Here is a 13,955-nt window from a genome sequence, read left to right as displayed (position 1 = left end):
GGGTCGGGGAAGAGGTGGTGCGCCCACTGGCCGCTCCGGGAGGTACGAGGGGAGTCACAACAAGGTAGGCATGGGGGCTCGGGTCCCGCACGCGGGATGCCGCGTGCACCGGACGCGTCGGGTACGGCGTCACCCGCCTGCCCGAGGCCGGGGGCGCGGAAGGCCGTTCGGCTCGGCTGATGTGCCCCTGGATGCGAACGGAGAGCAGGACATGCTCGATCGGTGCGCGCATGCTACTGCATGACGGTCCGGCCGAAGGCGGTGTAGTGGGGGACGCGGCCGTCCTTCCGGCAGCGGACTCCCCACCGGGCCGGACCACTGCCGCACGCTGCCCGCAGGGCCTGACCCTTCAGGCCCCGCGCCGGCCCCCGACCATCCGGAGTACGGGCTCGAGGGAGGCCACGACCACGGTGGCACCGGCGTCGCGCAGAAGCTTGTGCTTGCGGTCGTTGCGGGCGTAGCCGAGGAACGGGACACCGGCCGCCCGCGCGGCGGACAGGTCGGAGGGGGTGTCGCCGATCATCAGGGCGGTCGCGGGGGCCGCGCCCATCGCGTTCAGGGCGCGGTTGACGCAGTGCGGGTCGGGCTTCAGGTGGTTCAGCTGCTGGGTGCGTCCGTACAGGTGGGGGGCGAAGCAGCGGCCCAGGCCGCGGGAGGTCAGGTACTCGCGCACCACGCGCGGGGAGTTGTTGGTGGTGATGGCCAGCCGGACACCCACCGCGGTCCAGGTGCGGATCAGCGGATCGGCGTACGGGGTGGGCATGGCGGAGGCGGTGGCCTTCAGCTCCTCCTGGGTGAGGCGTTCCTCCAGTTCCGCCACGAGGTCGCTGCCGGGGTGCCGGCGGTCGACGGCGCGCAGCACGACGTGCGGGTCCAGGGAGTCGCGTTCGGACTCGGAGAGCAGGCCGTGCAGGCCCCGCCCCTCGAGCCAGGAGGCCAGGTCGGTCGCCACCCGTTCCGCCGAGTGGCCCGCGAAGAGGCGGCATATGGGGCCGTCGAAGTCCCACAGCACGACCCGGGCGCCTCGGATCAGGTCCCGCAGCTCTCCTGGTTCCGTCCCGGTTTCCGCCGTCACCGCATCGGTCCGTGTCGTCTCGGAAGTCACTAGGAGAGTGTCAGGTCCGTGGTGATGGTTTCCCAGAGGGCGTCGAACCACTTCTGGGATTCCTCCACGAACGCCTGGTCCCGCTGCCCGGCCTGCCGCGCGAAGGAGAAGAGCAGGGACGTCGAGCCCAGGACGTCGTACATCACCAGGTTCCGGCTCTCCCACTCCTCCTCGCGCCGGGTCAGCATGTAATAGCCGAGCAGGGCTTCCTCCCCGTTGAGCAGGTACAGCTTCACCGGCGGGGTGAAGGGCAGCGCCCGGAACGAGACGTGGACGCCGATGCCGTGGGTGGCCCGCAGGGCGAGGAGGTTGTGCTGGAGGACGCGGGCCTGGGCGTTGCGCATCGCCAGCCACCGCTCGTGCACCGGGTTGTCCCCGTCGCCGCCCTCCTCGACGGGGACGGGGAAGGCCAGGTTGATCCGCCTGGAGGGCAGCAGGAGCCGGACGTCGATGGTCTCCGGGCGGATCCGGCCCTCGTGGATGTGCCGGAGGGGTTCGCCGAGGGCCAGCATGAGGCTCTCGGACGTCAGGCACACCGCGTCGACGCGCACCCGGTCCGCCTCGAAGGCGTCCGTCAGCCGTGGTGCCAGCGCGACCATCGTGGGCTGCGGTTCCTCGTGGGCCGGTGCGGGGACGGGGGTGGCGATCCGCGGCGGGCTGCCCTTGCTGACATTACTGAGCAGGCCGTCGTCCTGGAGTGCGCGCAGCGCCTGGCGGACGGTGCCGCGCTCGACGCCGAACTCCTCGGCGAGTTCGGCCTGGGTGGGCAGCCGGTCGCCGGCCTTGAGCTCGCCGGCCCGGATGCGTTCCCGCAGGATGTCGGCGATCTCCTGGGGCGAGCGCCTGCTGCTGCCGTTCACTGCCGCGTTCTCCTGGGTCACGACCAAACGCTACAACTTTGATCCATCTGAGGGGAGTTGTTTGTAAGTTGTTTACGCATGGCGACCAAGTGGGGACAACTTACTAAGAGTTGGTTGCCAACTTCTTCGGGTTGGCATCGCCATCGAGGGGGAAACCACCGTGCAGTTGATCGCTCTGCTCTCCGCCGTCCTCGTCATCACCGTCCAGCAGCTCGTCGAGTGGCAGTTCGGCGTGGCCGGCCTGGTCGGCCTGCTGCTGCTCACCATAGGCATCAGGGCCAACAGGCCGGGGATCAGCTCCGCCGGGGCGGTGCTGCTCGCGCTGCTCGTGTCGAGGCCCGCCCTGTGAGGGGCCCCGGAACCGGCCGGCGCGGGGGACGTCAGCTCGTCAGCACCAGCTCCGAACTGATCGTCTTCCACAGTGCGTCGAACCACAGGTGCGACTGTTCCACGAACGTGGTGTCCCGCGGGCCGGGGCCCTGTTCGAAGGCGAAGAGCAGGGACCGTACGCCCTGCGCGTCGTAGGTCTCCAGGCTCTCGTGGTCGATCTGCGCCCGGCTGCGGGCCACCGTGTAGTAGGCGAACAGCGCCTCCACGCGATTGAGCAGATACAGCTTCACCGGCGGGGTGAAGGGCAGCGCCCGGAACGAGACGCTCACGTCGATGCCGTGGGTGGCGCGCAGGGCGAGGAGATTGTGGCGGAGCACCTGGCCCTGGGCGTTGCGCATCGACAGCCACCGCTCGTGCACCGGGTCGTCCGCGCCCCCGCGCCCCTCGACCGGCACCGGGAAGGCGAGGTCGATGTGCCGGCTGGGCAGCAGGACCCGGACGTCGACCTTGGCCGGTTTCAGTCGTCCCGCGTGGATCCGGCGCAACGGCTCCCCCATGGCGAGCGTGAGGGAGATGGAGGTCAGGCAGACGGCGTCGATCTCGACGTGCTCGGCCTCGAAGGCGGCGGCGATCCGCGGCGCGAGGCCCACCGTGGTGGGCAGCGGCGGCGCGGTGGGGCCGGCCGGGACCCCGCGGGGCCGGGCCGCGACGGTCGCCGGGGCTCCCTTGGAGACATTGGTGAGCAACTGCTCGGACTGCAGGATGCGCAGCGCCCGGCGTATCGCGGGGCGCTCCACACCGAACTCTGCGGCCAGCCGGGCCTGGGTGGGCATGCGCTCGCCCGGCCGCAGCGCGCCGGTCCGGATCCGCGCGCGCAGCTCGTCGGCCACCTCGCGATGCGTCCTCCGTGGCCGCTGCGACGTCTCCCGACCCTTGACGGGGGCATGTTCCGGGTCCACAGCCACACAGTACAACTTCTCGCCATCTTGGGGCAGTTCAGCGAAGGATGGTTATAAGCCTCGTCCAAGTGGAGATAACTGAAGACAAGTTGGTCACCAACTTGCGCAACCTGGTCGCTCGGCTGAGAGGTTGGCCACCGGGGGTGACGATTGGGGGCCATGGACACAGGGGGACCGTCATGCCGTTCATCGCCATCGCCCTCGCGGCCCTGGCCATGGGATTCGAGCAGCTCGTCCAGTGGAGGTACGGGCCGATGGGGCTCATCGCCTTCGTCGCCCTCACCGTGGGCATCAAGGCGAGGAACACCGTGATCAGCGGCATCGGCGCGGTCATCCTCGTGATGCTGTTCGCCCAGTCCGGCTGACGGCACCGTACGGACCGCCGGCCGGGTTCCCTTCCGGAGGGGAGCCGGGATCCCGCCGGCGGAGCACCACCCGCACCACGCACCACCCGCACGACCACCACAACCACAACTGAACAGCTCGCTACGGATGAGCGCTCACCCGTCGTCGGCGGAAGGAGACAGCAGCAAAAGCGCGTACGGAGACCGCGCTCAGAAGATGTCCGGGCACCACGGTCGCCTGGACGTACGCAGCAGGGCGTCGGCCTGACGGGCGGCGCCCGCTCGTTCTTCCCGCACCCGGCCCAGCGCCGCCAGCCGCACCGCGGACTCGTCGCCCAGCCACAGCGCCGCCAACTCCGCCACGTCCAGGGACAGATCGGCACTCTCGGTGGTGCGCACACAGGACCCGGCCCCGTCCGCCGACGCCTCCAGCCGGAACCGTCCGCCGGTCAGTCCCGCCCCGTCGGCGACCTCCAGCACCAGTGACCCCGCCGCCTGGTACGTCCGCGCCTCCAGTGCCCGCACGACGTCCAGGATCCGCACCCACAGCCAGTCCGCCTGAGTGGTGACGGCCGCGGCGCGCGGGTCCGGCAGCAGGTGCGGAAGCAGGTCGTCGGGGGCCCGCCAGCCGCTGCGCACCGCCACCACCCAGTCGATCGAGCACAGGTAGTGCCACAGCGCCCGCTCCGCGGCCGGGGTCACCCCGATCAGCCACTTCACCCGCGCCGTGTTCAACGGCTGCTTCGCGTCACCCCAGTTGTCGTCCGCCGTGTAGGCGGCCATGCCCTCGACCTCGCCGCCGGCCGAGCGGTACACCGCGTGGAACGGCTCGTGGAACGTCGCGTGGAAGCGCACCGCCCCGGTGGCGGTCCTCCACCACAGCTCGTCCCGGGTCACCGCCCCCGGCTGCTGCCGGCGCAGCCGCTCGTGGAGCTCCGGGCCGAGCTTGCGCACGTCCTCCCCGTCCACCAGGTCGATCCGCCCGCCGTCCCCGGGCCCGGACCGGCGCGGGTCGAGACCGGTGCGCGGCACGTCGACCGTCCACTCGGTCGCCGAGGTGGCCGGACCGAAGCCGTAGCGCCCGTAGATGGGGTACTCGGCGGCGATCAGCGTGGCGACGACGTCCCCGCGCTCCTTCGCCGCGGCGAGGTCCCGCTCCATCATGCGGGTGAGCAGCCCGCGCCGCCGGTGGGTGGGGGCGACGGTGACGTTGGTGACCGCGTCGGCGGGGACCGTCGCCCCGCCGACCACGGTGAGCTCCTGCGCGAAGGAACGGAACGTCGCCACACAGCGCCCGCCGTCGAACGCCCCGGTCGACCGGCCGGGCGTGAACTGCTCCCGGCGCGCTTCCAGCATCTCCTCGGACAGGGTGGGTTCGCGCAGGAACCCGATGTTCATGGCCCGTTGCCAGTCGGCGAACTCGGACTCGGTGACGGTGCGGACGTCGAGGGCGGGGCGGGAGGTCATGGGCACACGGTAGGTCGGCCGCGCGCCGGGTGTCGACGGGATTCTTCCCTCCCCCGCCCCGTCCGGGACTCACACCAGCAGGTCGTCCACCTGCGCCTCCCCCTCCCGGTACCGGCGTGTGATCTCCGCGCCGCACGCGTCGGCCGTACGCTGCAGCCGCTGCCGCCGCCGGGACACCTGCTGCTCGTACCGCACCAGCCGTCCCATCGCCGTCTTCAGCTCGCCGTCCGTGCGGGCCCCGAGGTCGGACAGCTCCACCTCGCCGAGCATCTCGGCCGCCAGCCGCCGGTACTCCTCGCTCCGCGGCGTCCCCAGCGTCACGTGGCGGGCGGAGGAACGGTGCCGGGCCGGGCCGTCCCGCAGGATCTCCGACAGCCGCTCCACGACCGACGCGTCCCCCGACGCGAGAACCGGCGGCACGCCCCGCGGAACCCGCCGGGCCAGCTCCGCCCGCAGGATGTCGATGCGGCCCTGGAGCAGCCGCCGCACATAGCTGAGGTCGGCCTCGTCCCGCTGTGCGTCACGGCGCACCGCGCGCAGCTCCGGCAGACCCAGCACGTGCAACCCGGCCGCCCGCTCCTCCTCGGGCAGCACCGGACTGTCGGTGCGCTGTGTGGGCGGCCGGTGGAACTCCCGCTCCCCGATGCCCGCTTCGGCGGGCGGAACGGCCGTGACCGGCCGTCCGATTCCCGGTGTGCTCATGTGCCTCAACCGTCCCCTCGACCGGCATGTGCCAGCATCGTGCCACCCCGACCGGCCGCTATGTGAGCGAGTGTCCCCGATCCGCCCCAGATGGGCGCTAAGGAGTAAAAATAGCCCGACCGGGGTCGTGCGCGGGCCGCCGTCGGCCGACTGTTCGCCGACCGGCATCATGGTCGTATGCGAGCGGTGGTGCAGAGGGTCGACGGCGCGAGCGTCGAGGTGGACGGCGAGACGGTGGGCTCGATCGAGGGCGAGGGACTGTGCGTCCTCGTCGGCGTCACCCACGAGGACACCGAGGAGGACGCGGCCCGGCTCGCCCGCAAACTGTGGTCGGTGCGGATGCTCCAGGACGAGAAGTCCTGCAGCGACATCGGCGCCCCGCTCCTGGTGATCAGCCAGTTCACTCTTTACGGCGACGCCCGCAAGGGCCGCCGCCCCACCTGGAACGCCGCCGCCCCGGGTGACCTCGCCGAGCCGCTGGTCGACGAGGTGGTCACGCAGCTGCGCGCGCTGGGCGCGACGGTGGCGACGGGCCGCTTCGGCGCGAGGATGCGGGTGTCGCTGACCAACGACGGCCCGTTCACCGTCCTGCTGGAGATCTGACCGGGCTCAGGGTTCGACGACCGTCTCCTGCGCGGCCGCCGTGTCCCCGGCGATCAGCCGCGCGTCCACCGGCACGTTCCGCTTCACCAGGGCCAGGGCGACCGGCCCCAGCTCGTGATGGCGCACGGACGTCGTGACGAACCCGATCTTCCGCCCGTCCGGACCGTCGTCGGCCAGCCGGATCTCCGTCCCCGCGACGGGCAGATGGACCTCGCTGCCGTCCAGGTGCAGGAACACCAGCCGCCGCGGCGGCTTGCCGAGGTTCTGCACCCGGGCGACCGTCTCCTGCCCCCGGTAGCAGCCCTTCTGCAGGTGCACGGCGCCGCCGATCCAGCCCAGCTCGTGCGGGATGGTGCGGTGGTCGGTCTCGAACCCCAGCCGCGGCCGCTGCTGCTCGACCCGCAGCGCCTCGTACGCGAGGAGCCCGGCGGGCGGTCCCGCCTTCTCCACGTACGACTCCAGCTCGCCCCGGGGCAGGAACAGGTCCCGTCCGAACGGCGTCTCACGGACGACGGCCTCCTCGGGCGCCTCCGCGATGGACCCGGCCGGCAGGTGCACGACCGCGATGTCGGCGGTGCGGTCGGCGACCTCGACCCGGTAGAAGAACTTCATCGACTCCAGGTACGCGACCAGCGCCTCCTGGGTGCCGGGCTCGACGTGCGCCCAGACCGTCCCGCCGTCGTCGACGAGGTACAGGGCGTGCTCGATGTGGCCGTTGGCGGAGAGGATCAGGGCCTCGGTGGCCTGGTGCGGCGGCAGGTCGCTGACGTGCTGGGTGAGCAGCAGATGCAGCCAGCCGAGCCGCTCCGGTCCGGTGACGGTGACGACCCCGCGGTGGGACAGGTCGACGAAACCGGTGCCGTCCGCGAGGGCGCGCTGCTCGCGGAACAGGTCGCCGTAGTGCGCGGCCACGCCTTCGTCCACGCCCTCGGCGGGGACGGCGCCGGGCAGGGTCAGCAGGGGGCTCTTCATACGCCAAGCCTACGACTCGGCGGCCGCGGCCTTCCCGGCGCAGTCCTCGCACCGGCCGAAGATCGCGAAGTGCTTCATGTCGGTGTCGAAACCGAAGGTGTCCCGCAGTTTCGCGGTGAACTCGGCGGCCACCTCCACGTCCGCCTCGATGACGTTCGTGCAGTCACGGCAGACCAGGTGCAGATGGTGGTGCCGGTCCGCGAGGTGGTACGTCGGGGCGCCGTGCCCGAGGTGGGCGTGGCTGACCAGGCCCAGCTCCTCCAGCAGCTCCAGTGTGCGGTAGACCGTGGAGATGTTGACCCCCGACGCCGTCTTCCGCACTTCGCCGAGGATGTCGTCGGGGGTCGCGTGCTCCAGGGTGTCCACGGCTTCGAGCACGAGTTGGCGCTGCGGCGTCAGCCGGTAGCCGCGCTGCCTGAGATCGCTCTTCCAGTCGGTGCTCACCACACCACGAGTCTAGGGGGTGCGGTCGGGACCGGGCCGGAGCCGGCCTACTTGAAGAAGGCGATCCCGTCGTCCGGCATGTCGTCGGGCAGGGCCTTGGCCCAGCGCTCGACCTCCTCCGGGGTGACGACCTTCTTCAGGTGCGCCGACATGTAGGGGCGCAGCTCGACCTCGGGGGTCTGCTTCTCGCCCACCCACATCAGGTCGCTCTTGACGTAGCCGTAGAGCCGCTTGCCGCCGCTGTAGGGGCCCGAGGCGGCGGTGCGGGCCACCGCGTCCGTGACCAGGTCGATCTGCGGCTTGCCCTCGGCCATCTCGCCGTACCAGATCTCGATGACGCCGTCGTCGCGGGTCATCGTCACCTCGACCTTGCGGCCGGCGTCGATGCGCCAGAAGCCGTGCTCGGACTCCAGCGGCCGCACCTTGTTGCCCTCGCCGTCCAGCACCCAGGTGTGGGAGCTGTACTCGAGGAAGTCCCGGCCGTCGTGGGCGAAGGTGACCTCCTGGCCGAAGTTGCACTTCTCGGAGCCGGGGAAGTCGTGCACGCCCGCGCCCGCCCAGTTGCCGAGCAGGAAGGCGAGGGGGACGAGGTCCTTGTGCAGGTCGGACGGGATCTCGATCATGAGCGGAACTTCCTGGCGTCGGTGATCAGCGCTGGCCCTGGTACAGCTTCTTCACGGTCAGCCCGGCGAAGGCGAGAACGCCGACGGCGACGAGGACCAGCAGAATTTCGAAGAAGAGGATCACAGGGTGCTCCTTGAGCGGGGTGCGGTGGTGTACGCAGGGCCGCGCCCCAGCTTACGCGGTCGGGGCACGGCCCTGTCGTGCGAGGTCGCGCCTGCCGCGCCTCAGCCCAGCAGCTGGCTCTGCAGCACCACCGTCTGCTGGAAGGGCACGGCGTGCGCGGTCCCCTTCCGGGACTGCAGCACCACGGCGAGCACGTCGCCGGCGGCGAGGTAGGCCTGCCGGTCGTGCTCGGCGCCGCGCGGCGCGGTCTCGTCGTAGACGGACCGCTGCACCCCCGGCACGGCCGCCTTCTCCTCCGGGAAGGAGGCGTCGTCCTCGACCTGCTCGGCGCCCCGCAGGGGCCGGGCGGGGTCCTTGTAGGAGAAGTACGGCAGGAAGAGTCTGGTCTCCACCACCGCCGCGGTGTCGAAGTGCAGCAGGTAGATCCGGGTGCGGGTGCCGTCCCCGGTCGTCCAGCCGCGGGCCGCGATGTGCCGCAGACCGCTGTCGGTGAGGTGCTGCCCGAAGTCCTCCCGGTCCTCCTTCTCCGCGTACTCCTTCAGGAATTCCCCGGTCGGCAGCCAGCCGTCGGTGCCGCGCAGTGCCTTGTTCTCCTTCGCGCCCTTCGGGAGCGGCAGCAGGAGGGCGCGCAGGTCGGCGTGGTGGGTGCCGGCCGGGTTGGACTCCGCCGCGGGGCCGGGGCTGCCGGACGGCAGGGGCGGCTTGGCCAGCGGGGGGTAGTCCCATCGTCCGTCGGACTGTGTCGCGAGGCCGGGTACGTCGGTGCGTTCCATCCGGGTGATGCCGTACGCCGTCCCCGCGCCCGCCACGGCGAACACCGCGACGGCGGCCGTCCAGCGCAGGGCGGCGCGCAGCACCCTCCGGTCCTTGGGCGCGGGCGGCTCCTGGGCCGGCTCCTGGGCGGCCGACTCCTGGGCGGGCGGCTCCTGAGCGGGCGGCTCCTGGGCCGGACCCTCCGTCGTGTCGGCGGCGAGGGCCTGCTGGTGCTCGGTCATACGGCCTTCCCGGGTTCGTCGATACGGTCGAGCTGCCGGCCGAGCAGCACGGCGACACTCTTGGTGTCGAGCGGCTTCCCGCCGTCCGCGGTGAGGGTGACGAGGACGTTTCCGGCATGAGCCGTGCAGCGCATCGCGTCGAGATCGGACGCCTCGTCCTTGGGTGGCAGGAAGCACCTGGCGTTCTTGTGCCCCTTGACCCGAGGGCCCTTGCGGAAGCCGTCGACGGCGTCGAGCAGCCCGGTCTGGAACTTCGCCAGATCCCGCACGGCACCCCGGTCCTCCATACGGGTGAGCACGATGCTCACCGAGAAGGCGTCCTCCTCGCTGTAGAGGCTGACCGATCCGCTGACGTAGCTGCGCATCGCCATGCCCTCGACGCGCCATCCGTCGATTTCCTTCTCCAGCCGCTTGCGTTGGGTGCGCGGCAGGTCGCTCAGCGTCTTCTTGAGCAGCGCTGCGGCGTCGGCACCGTCGAGCTGCGCGTCCGGGCCGAACTCCGCGAGGTCGGGCCCGCGGAGCCAACCGTCCTCTCCGTACGGCATGAGCGTCGCGGCCAGTCCTTGCGCCTTCGGCGCCTTTCCCTCGGCGGCCGCCTTGGGGATCTTCCACAGGGGTGCGCCCGCGTCCCGGTCCGCGTCCTTCACCGTCACGACGGTGTAGCCGGCTGCGGCGACGACGGCCCCGGCCAGCAGCACGGAGCCGACGGCGGCGGCGACCCGCCCCCGCCGCGCGGTCCGCTTCCCGGCCGGCTCATCGGACGCGGCCGGGACCTCGGGAGCCTCCTCCACCTCGGGGGTGACCGGATCGGACGGCTCGGGCGCCCGCATCTCCGCCTCGCTCACAGTCGCTCCATCTGCCGTTCGGCCAGGTCCATGATCAGCTTCTTGCTGATGCGCTTGCTCCCGTACACCCAGATCTCCATCGCGACGTCCCCCCGGGAGGCGAACGCCTCCGCGCTGTAGAGGGGCTCGTAGCCGGGTTCGGTCTCCGGACGGTTGTGGACGTACGCGCGGCCGTCCCCGGTGCCGGGCACGGCCCAGCTGTCCGTGTCCTCCGCGTCCGCCCAGTACTGGTTGTCGTCGACGGCGTCGCCGGCCGCCAGGGTCTCTTCCTGGCGGAACTGGACCAGCCGGATCTCCACGGTGTGGTCGTTCTCGGACCAGGCGGTGACGGCCGCACGACGGAACTCGTCCATGGTCAACTGGCCGAACATCTGATCGGACTCTTCGAAGTTCCCTGCGTACTCGGCGAGATCCATCCAGCCGTCGGCGCCCACCGGCCAGTCGGTCTCATCGGCCTGCTTCGCCCCGCGCGGCTTCTTGAGCAGCAGGGCGCGCAGGTCGCCGTCGGTCTTCACGCGCCGGTCCTGGGCGGCCGGCAAGGGGGCGGGCGCCTTGCCCGTCGCCTGGGGGAGCACCGGCTGTGACAGCGGCGGCAGCCGGGTGGGTTCGCGGTCGGCCTGGACGAGATAGCCGGTGCAGGTGCCGGCGATCAGGCCCAGCACCAGGGCGGTACCGATCAGCGCGGCGGTCCGGACCCGGCCGCGCCGCCCGGCCGGGTCCGGAGCCGGGTCCGGAGCCTGAGCCGGGTCCGGAGCCTGAGCCGGGTCCGGAGCCTGGGCCGTGTCCGGCACATCGGCCGAACTGGTCCCATCCGGCGCATCGTTGGCCTTATCGGGTTGTTCCAAGACGTCCCCCACAGAAGGTGAAGCGCGCATTCCGACTGCGCGCGCCCAGGAGACCCCCGGCCGCCGGACGAGGTTGTGGCGATCGTGATTACGATTCGGGCATGGCGAAAAAGCTCGTGATCAAGGTGACTGCCGGTACCGACGCCCCCGAACGCTGCTCGCAGGCGTTCACGGTGGCCGCGGTGGCCGCGGCCAGTGGCGTCGAGGTCTCCCTGTGGCTCACCGGGGAGTCCGCGTGGTTCGCCCTGCCGGACCGTGCCGCCGAGTTCGAGCTGCCGCACTCCGCGCCGCTGCCGGATCTGCTGGACTCGATCCTGGCGGGCGGGCGGGTCACCCTGTGCACGCAGTGCGCGGCCCGCCGCGACATCACGGAGAAGGACGTCCTGAAGGGCGTGCGCATCGCCGGCGCGCAGGTCTTCGTGCAGGAGGCGATGGCGGACGGCACCCAGGCGCTCGTCTACTGAGCGGACGGCACCCACAGGCAGAACGGATGCCCGGAGGGGTCGAACAGCACCCGCACGTCGTCCTGCGGCTGCTCCCCGGCGAGCGTCGCCCCCTCCGCCACCGCGCGGGCGGTCCCGGCCTCCAGGTCGTCGACCTCGATGTCGAGGTGCAGCATCATCTGCTGGTCGCCGGGGTTCCGCGTCGGCCAGACCGGCGGGACGTACTCCGGCTCGGTCTCGAAGGCGAGCGACGTGCCCGCGGCGCCGTCCGGCGGTCCGATCAGCACCCAGTGGGGTTCCTCGGCGCGCACCTCGTAGCCGAGGAGCCGGGTATAGAAGCGGGCCAGCTCGTGCGCGTCACGCGCGTCGAGCACGACGGTGGAGAGTTTCGCAGCGCACATGGCCCCCTTCCTACCGGGGGCCCTTCTTGCCGTCCAGCTCGTCCCACCACTCGTCGGACTTCGGGTCGCCGGAAGGGTCGTCCCACCAGCGGTCGTCGGGCCCGCGCCGGTTGGCGACGATCGCGGCGAGCGGCGGGATGACCATGGCGACCAGGCACATCGCGACGGCGGCCGGCACCGACCAGAGCCGTACGACGCCCCACGCCAGGACGAACAGTGCGATGCAGCTGCCCATCATGACGAAGTAGGTGTGCCGCCTGCGCGCGTACATGTCTCCAGCGTAGGTCCGCGGGTCCGGACGTGCCGGAGGGCCGCGTCCCGGGAGTCCAACCCGTGGGATGCGGCCCTCCGGCCCGACCGTGTCCTCAGACCGCGATCGCGACCTCGGCCAGACCGCCCGGCTGGGCGACGACCGTGCGGTCGGCGGTGCGGCCGGGCACCAGGGCGCGGACGGTCCAGGTGCCCTCCGCCGCGTAGAAGCGGAACTGTCCGGTGGCGGAGGTCGGGACCTCCGCGGTGAACTCTCCGGTCGAGTCCAGCAGACGGACGTAGCCCGTCACCGGCTCGCCGTCGCGGGTCACCTGGCCCTGGATGGTGGTCTCACCGGGCTTGATCGTCGAGGCGTCCGGGCCGCCGGCCTTCGCACCGCACATGTCGTACTCCTGAAGTGGTCTGGAAAGGTCGGTCGGGGGGACTTACTTGGCGGGGCCGAGCTCGATCGGCACGCCGACGAGGGAGCCGTACTCGGTCCAGGAGCCGTCGTAGTTCTTGACGTTCTCCACGCCGAGCAGCTCGTGCAGCACGAACCAGGTCAGCGCGGAACGCTCACCGATGCGGCACAGGGCGATGGTGTCCTTGGACAGGTCGACCTGCTCGTCCTCGTAGAGGGCCTTGAGCTCCTCGTCGGACTTGAAGGTGCCGTCGTCGTTGGCGTTCTTGGACCACGGGATGTTGCGGGAGGACGGCACGTGGCCGGGGCGCTGCGACTGCTCCTGCGGCAGGTGGGCCGGGGCGAGCAGCTTGCCGGAGAACTCGTCGGGGGAGCGCACGTCGACGATGTTCTGGTTGCCGATCGCGGCCACGACGTCGTCGCGGAAGGCGCGGATGGACGCGTCCTGCGGCTTGGCCTTGTAGTCGGTCTTCGGGCGCTCCGGCACCTCGTCGCCGGGGACCAGCTCGCGGGCGTCCAGCTCCCACTTCTTGCGGCCGCCGTCGAGGAGCTTGACGTTCTCGTGGCCGTGCAGCTTGAAGTACCAGTACGCGTACGAGGCGAACCAGTTGTTGTTGCCGCCGTAGAGGACGACCGTGTGGTCGTTGCCGATGCCCTTGTCCGACAGGAGCTTCTCGAAGCCGGCCTGGTCGACGAAGTCACGGCGGACCGGGTCCTGGAGGTCCTTGGTCCAGTCGATCCGGATGGCGTTCTTGATGTGGTTCTTCTCGTAGGCGGTGGTGTCCTCGTCCACCTCGACGAGGGCGATGGTGGGGTCGTCCAGGTGCTCCTGGAGCCAGTCGGCGTCGACCAGGACGTCGCTGCGGCTCATGTTTTCTCCTCCGGGGCAGTTGGCGGGGGGGGTACGAACAAGGGGTGCGCGGCGGCCGGGGCGGGCCGGCGCACGGGTGCCCTCGACGGGCGGGGGTGAGGATGCGGACGCCGACGCGTCCGCTCAGAAAGTGCGACAGAGCATGGCGGCGACACGGCACAGGTCCACTGCCCGCCGCTTCGTGAGATCCGCCCGTCCCCGCGACTGGGGGACGCTTGTCTGACACCGCATGGGGTCGATCGTAAGGAGGACAGGGCGGACATGTCACCGGCATGTCGCATGCTGAGACGAGATCGTCCACCCATCGAGACGCGAGCGCCCTCGAGTCACCCCGGGCCCTGCGCCGGGACCC

Annotated in this window: 20 protein-coding genes; 4 read left to right on the top strand and 16 right to left on the bottom strand. The window is 71.3% G+C overall.

The features are described 5' to 3' along the window. Positions 1–349: 349 nt before the first annotated feature. Both IE172_RS28580 and IE172_RS28575 read right to left on the bottom strand, forming a co-directional pair. Positions 350–1,105, bottom strand: coding sequence for an HAD family hydrolase (locus tag IE172_RS28580; protein ID WP_229886506.1), 756 nt, complete (start codon positions 1,103–1,105; stop codon positions 350–352). Beyond that, positions 1,105–1,992: a winged helix-turn-helix domain-containing protein gene (locus IE172_RS28575; RefSeq protein ID WP_190100211.1), complete on the bottom strand. Its 888-nt coding sequence runs from the start codon at positions 1,990–1,992 to the stop codon at positions 1,105–1,107. Before IE172_RS28575 ends, IE172_RS28580 begins: the two co-directional genes overlap by 1 nt. A 133-nt stretch (positions 1,993–2,125) precedes the next feature. Here IE172_RS28575 and IE172_RS28570 point away from each other — a divergent pair, with 133 nt between their 5' ends. Further along, positions 2,126–2,314, top strand: a complete 189-nt coding sequence (locus IE172_RS28570; protein WP_190100210.1) for a hypothetical protein — start codon at positions 2,126–2,128, stop codon at positions 2,312–2,314. A 31-nt stretch (positions 2,315–2,345) separates the two neighbouring features. On the opposite strand, the gene IE172_RS28565 is transcribed toward IE172_RS28570, so the two are convergent. Then, entirely contained in the window at positions 2,346–3,260 is a 915-nt protein-coding gene (locus IE172_RS28565) for a GntR family transcriptional regulator (protein ID WP_190100209.1), read from the bottom strand. Positions 3,261–3,433: 173 nt separating this feature from the next. Between IE172_RS28565 and IE172_RS28560 the strand changes: the two genes are divergently transcribed. After that, positions 3,434–3,619, top strand: coding sequence for a hypothetical protein (locus IE172_RS28560; RefSeq protein ID WP_190100208.1), 186 nt, complete (start codon positions 3,434–3,436; stop codon positions 3,617–3,619). Between the two features lie 189 nt (positions 3,620–3,808). Here the strand turns inward: IE172_RS28560 and IE172_RS28555 are convergent, their stop codons facing one another. Together IE172_RS28555 and IE172_RS28550 are read right to left on the bottom strand one after the other, a co-directional pair. Next, positions 3,809–5,065: a GNAT family N-acetyltransferase gene (locus tag IE172_RS28555; RefSeq protein WP_190100207.1), complete on the bottom strand. Its 1,257-nt coding sequence runs from the start codon at positions 5,063–5,065 to the stop codon at positions 3,809–3,811. A 69-nt stretch (positions 5,066–5,134) separates the two neighbouring features. Beyond that, the gene (locus IE172_RS28550; protein WP_190100206.1) at positions 5,135–5,767 is read right to left on the bottom strand and encodes an RsiG family protein; all 633 of its coding nucleotides are present in this window, start codon (positions 5,765–5,767) and stop codon (positions 5,135–5,137) included. Positions 5,768–5,944: 177 nt separating this feature from the next. Here IE172_RS28550 and dtd point away from each other — a divergent pair, with 177 nt between their 5' ends. Further along, entirely contained in the window at positions 5,945–6,370 is a 426-nt protein-coding gene (gene dtd, locus IE172_RS28545; protein ID WP_190100205.1) for a D-aminoacyl-tRNA deacylase, read from the top strand. Between the two features lie 6 nt (positions 6,371–6,376). Here dtd and ygfZ read toward each other — a convergent pair whose 3' ends face one another. The 6 genes from ygfZ to IE172_RS28515 form a co-directional block, all read right to left on the bottom strand. Next, positions 6,377–7,342, bottom strand: coding sequence for a CAF17-like 4Fe-4S cluster assembly/insertion protein YgfZ (ygfZ, locus tag IE172_RS28540; protein ID WP_190100204.1), 966 nt, complete (start codon positions 7,340–7,342; stop codon positions 6,377–6,379). Between the two features lie 9 nt (positions 7,343–7,351). Next, positions 7,352–7,789: a Fur family transcriptional regulator gene (locus IE172_RS28535; protein WP_190100203.1), complete on the bottom strand. Its 438-nt coding sequence runs from the start codon at positions 7,787–7,789 to the stop codon at positions 7,352–7,354. A gap of 44 nt (positions 7,790–7,833) precedes the next feature. After that, complete coding sequence (locus IE172_RS28530; protein ID WP_189561038.1) at positions 7,834–8,409, bottom strand: heme-binding beta-barrel domain-containing protein; 576 nt, start codon at positions 8,407–8,409, stop codon at positions 7,834–7,836. A gap of 225 nt (positions 8,410–8,634) precedes the next feature. After that, on the bottom strand, positions 8,635–9,528 hold the full coding sequence (locus tag IE172_RS28525) for a hypothetical protein (protein ID WP_190100202.1): 894 nt from the start codon (positions 9,526–9,528) through the stop codon (positions 8,635–8,637). Beyond that, entirely contained in the window at positions 9,525–10,373 is an 849-nt protein-coding gene (locus IE172_RS28520) for a hypothetical protein (protein ID WP_229886504.1), read from the bottom strand. Before IE172_RS28520 ends, IE172_RS28525 begins: the two co-directional genes overlap by 4 nt. Further along, complete coding sequence (locus IE172_RS28515) at positions 10,370–11,218, bottom strand: hypothetical protein (protein ID WP_229886502.1); 849 nt, start codon at positions 11,216–11,218, stop codon at positions 10,370–10,372. The genes IE172_RS28520 and IE172_RS28515 overlap by 4 nt, the downstream gene beginning before the upstream one ends. Before the next feature lie 101 nt (positions 11,219–11,319). On the opposite strand from IE172_RS28515, the gene IE172_RS28510 reads away from it, so the two are divergent. Further along, on the top strand, positions 11,320–11,682 hold the full coding sequence (locus tag IE172_RS28510; protein WP_190100200.1) for a DsrE family protein: 363 nt from the start codon (positions 11,320–11,322) through the stop codon (positions 11,680–11,682). On the opposite strand, the gene IE172_RS28505 is transcribed toward IE172_RS28510, so the two are convergent. From IE172_RS28505 to IE172_RS35370, 5 genes are all read right to left on the bottom strand, one after another. Then, positions 11,676–12,062, bottom strand: a complete 387-nt coding sequence (locus IE172_RS28505) for a VOC family protein (RefSeq protein WP_190100199.1) — start codon at positions 12,060–12,062, stop codon at positions 11,676–11,678. The two genes, IE172_RS28510 and IE172_RS28505, sit on opposite strands and share 7 nt — an antisense overlap. Before the next feature lie 10 nt (positions 12,063–12,072). Continuing rightward, on the bottom strand, positions 12,073–12,333 hold the full coding sequence (locus IE172_RS28500) for a DUF3099 domain-containing protein (RefSeq protein WP_190100198.1): 261 nt from the start codon (positions 12,331–12,333) through the stop codon (positions 12,073–12,075). A 94-nt stretch (positions 12,334–12,427) separates the two neighbouring features. Then, a complete protein-coding gene (locus IE172_RS28495; protein ID WP_190100197.1) occupies positions 12,428–12,715 on the bottom strand; it encodes a DUF1416 domain-containing protein in 288 nt (95 codons plus the stop codon). Positions 12,716–12,757: 42 nt separating this feature from the next. After that, positions 12,758–13,603: a sulfurtransferase gene (locus IE172_RS28490; RefSeq protein ID WP_190100196.1), complete on the bottom strand. Its 846-nt coding sequence runs from the start codon at positions 13,601–13,603 to the stop codon at positions 12,758–12,760. A 123-nt stretch (positions 13,604–13,726) separates the two neighbouring features. Then, positions 13,727–13,834 (bottom strand): putative leader peptide, encoded by a 108-nt coding sequence (locus tag IE172_RS35370; RefSeq protein ID WP_351803474.1) that lies wholly within the window; start codon positions 13,832–13,834, stop codon positions 13,727–13,729. Between the last annotated feature and the right edge of the window lie 121 nt (positions 13,835–13,955).

The organism is Streptomyces griseoflavus (assembly GCF_014649995.1).
In the GTDB taxonomy this organism is placed as follows: domain Bacteria; phylum Actinomycetota; class Actinomycetes; order Streptomycetales; family Streptomycetaceae; genus Streptomyces; species Streptomyces griseoflavus.
The sequence above is the reverse complement of the archived record's forward strand: the minus strand, read 5'-3'. Positions and strand labels throughout refer to the sequence as shown.

Bases quoted from the DNA above. Each gene is read 5' to 3' on its own strand.
- IE172_RS28560 (WP_190100208.1), top strand. From the start codon at position 3,434: ATGCCGTTCATCGCCATCGCCCTCGCGGCCCTGGCCATGGGATTCGAG.
- IE172_RS28555 (WP_190100207.1), bottom strand. From the start codon at position 5,065: ATGACCTCCCGCCCCGCCCTCGACGTCCGCACCGTCACCGAGTCCGAG.
- IE172_RS28550 (WP_190100206.1), bottom strand. From the start codon at position 5,767: ATGAGCACACCGGGAATCGGACGGCCGGTCACGGCCGTTCCGCCCGCC.
- dtd (WP_190100205.1), top strand. From the start codon at position 5,945: ATGCGAGCGGTGGTGCAGAGGGTCGACGGCGCGAGCGTCGAGGTGGAC.
- ygfZ (WP_190100204.1), bottom strand. From the start codon at position 7,342: ATGAAGAGCCCCCTGCTGACCCTGCCCGGCGCCGTCCCCGCCGAGGGC.
- IE172_RS28530 (WP_189561038.1), bottom strand. From the start codon at position 8,409: ATGATCGAGATCCCGTCCGACCTGCACAAGGACCTCGTCCCCCTCGCC.
- IE172_RS28525 (WP_190100202.1), bottom strand. From the start codon at position 9,528: ATGACCGAGCACCAGCAGGCCCTCGCCGCCGACACGACGGAGGGTCCG.
- IE172_RS28510 (WP_190100200.1), top strand. From the start codon at position 11,320: ATGGCGAAAAAGCTCGTGATCAAGGTGACTGCCGGTACCGACGCCCCC.
- IE172_RS28505 (WP_190100199.1), bottom strand. From the start codon at position 12,062: ATGTGCGCTGCGAAACTCTCCACCGTCGTGCTCGACGCGCGTGACGCG.
- IE172_RS28500 (WP_190100198.1), bottom strand. From the start codon at position 12,333: ATGTACGCGCGCAGGCGGCACACCTACTTCGTCATGATGGGCAGCTGC.
- IE172_RS28495 (WP_190100197.1), bottom strand. From the start codon at position 12,715: ATGTGCGGTGCGAAGGCCGGCGGCCCGGACGCCTCGACGATCAAGCCC.
- IE172_RS28490 (WP_190100196.1), bottom strand. From the start codon at position 13,603: ATGAGCCGCAGCGACGTCCTGGTCGACGCCGACTGGCTCCAGGAGCAC.
- IE172_RS35370 (WP_351803474.1), bottom strand. From the start codon at position 13,834: ATGCGGTGTCAGACAAGCGTCCCCCAGTCGCGGGGACGGGCGGATCTC.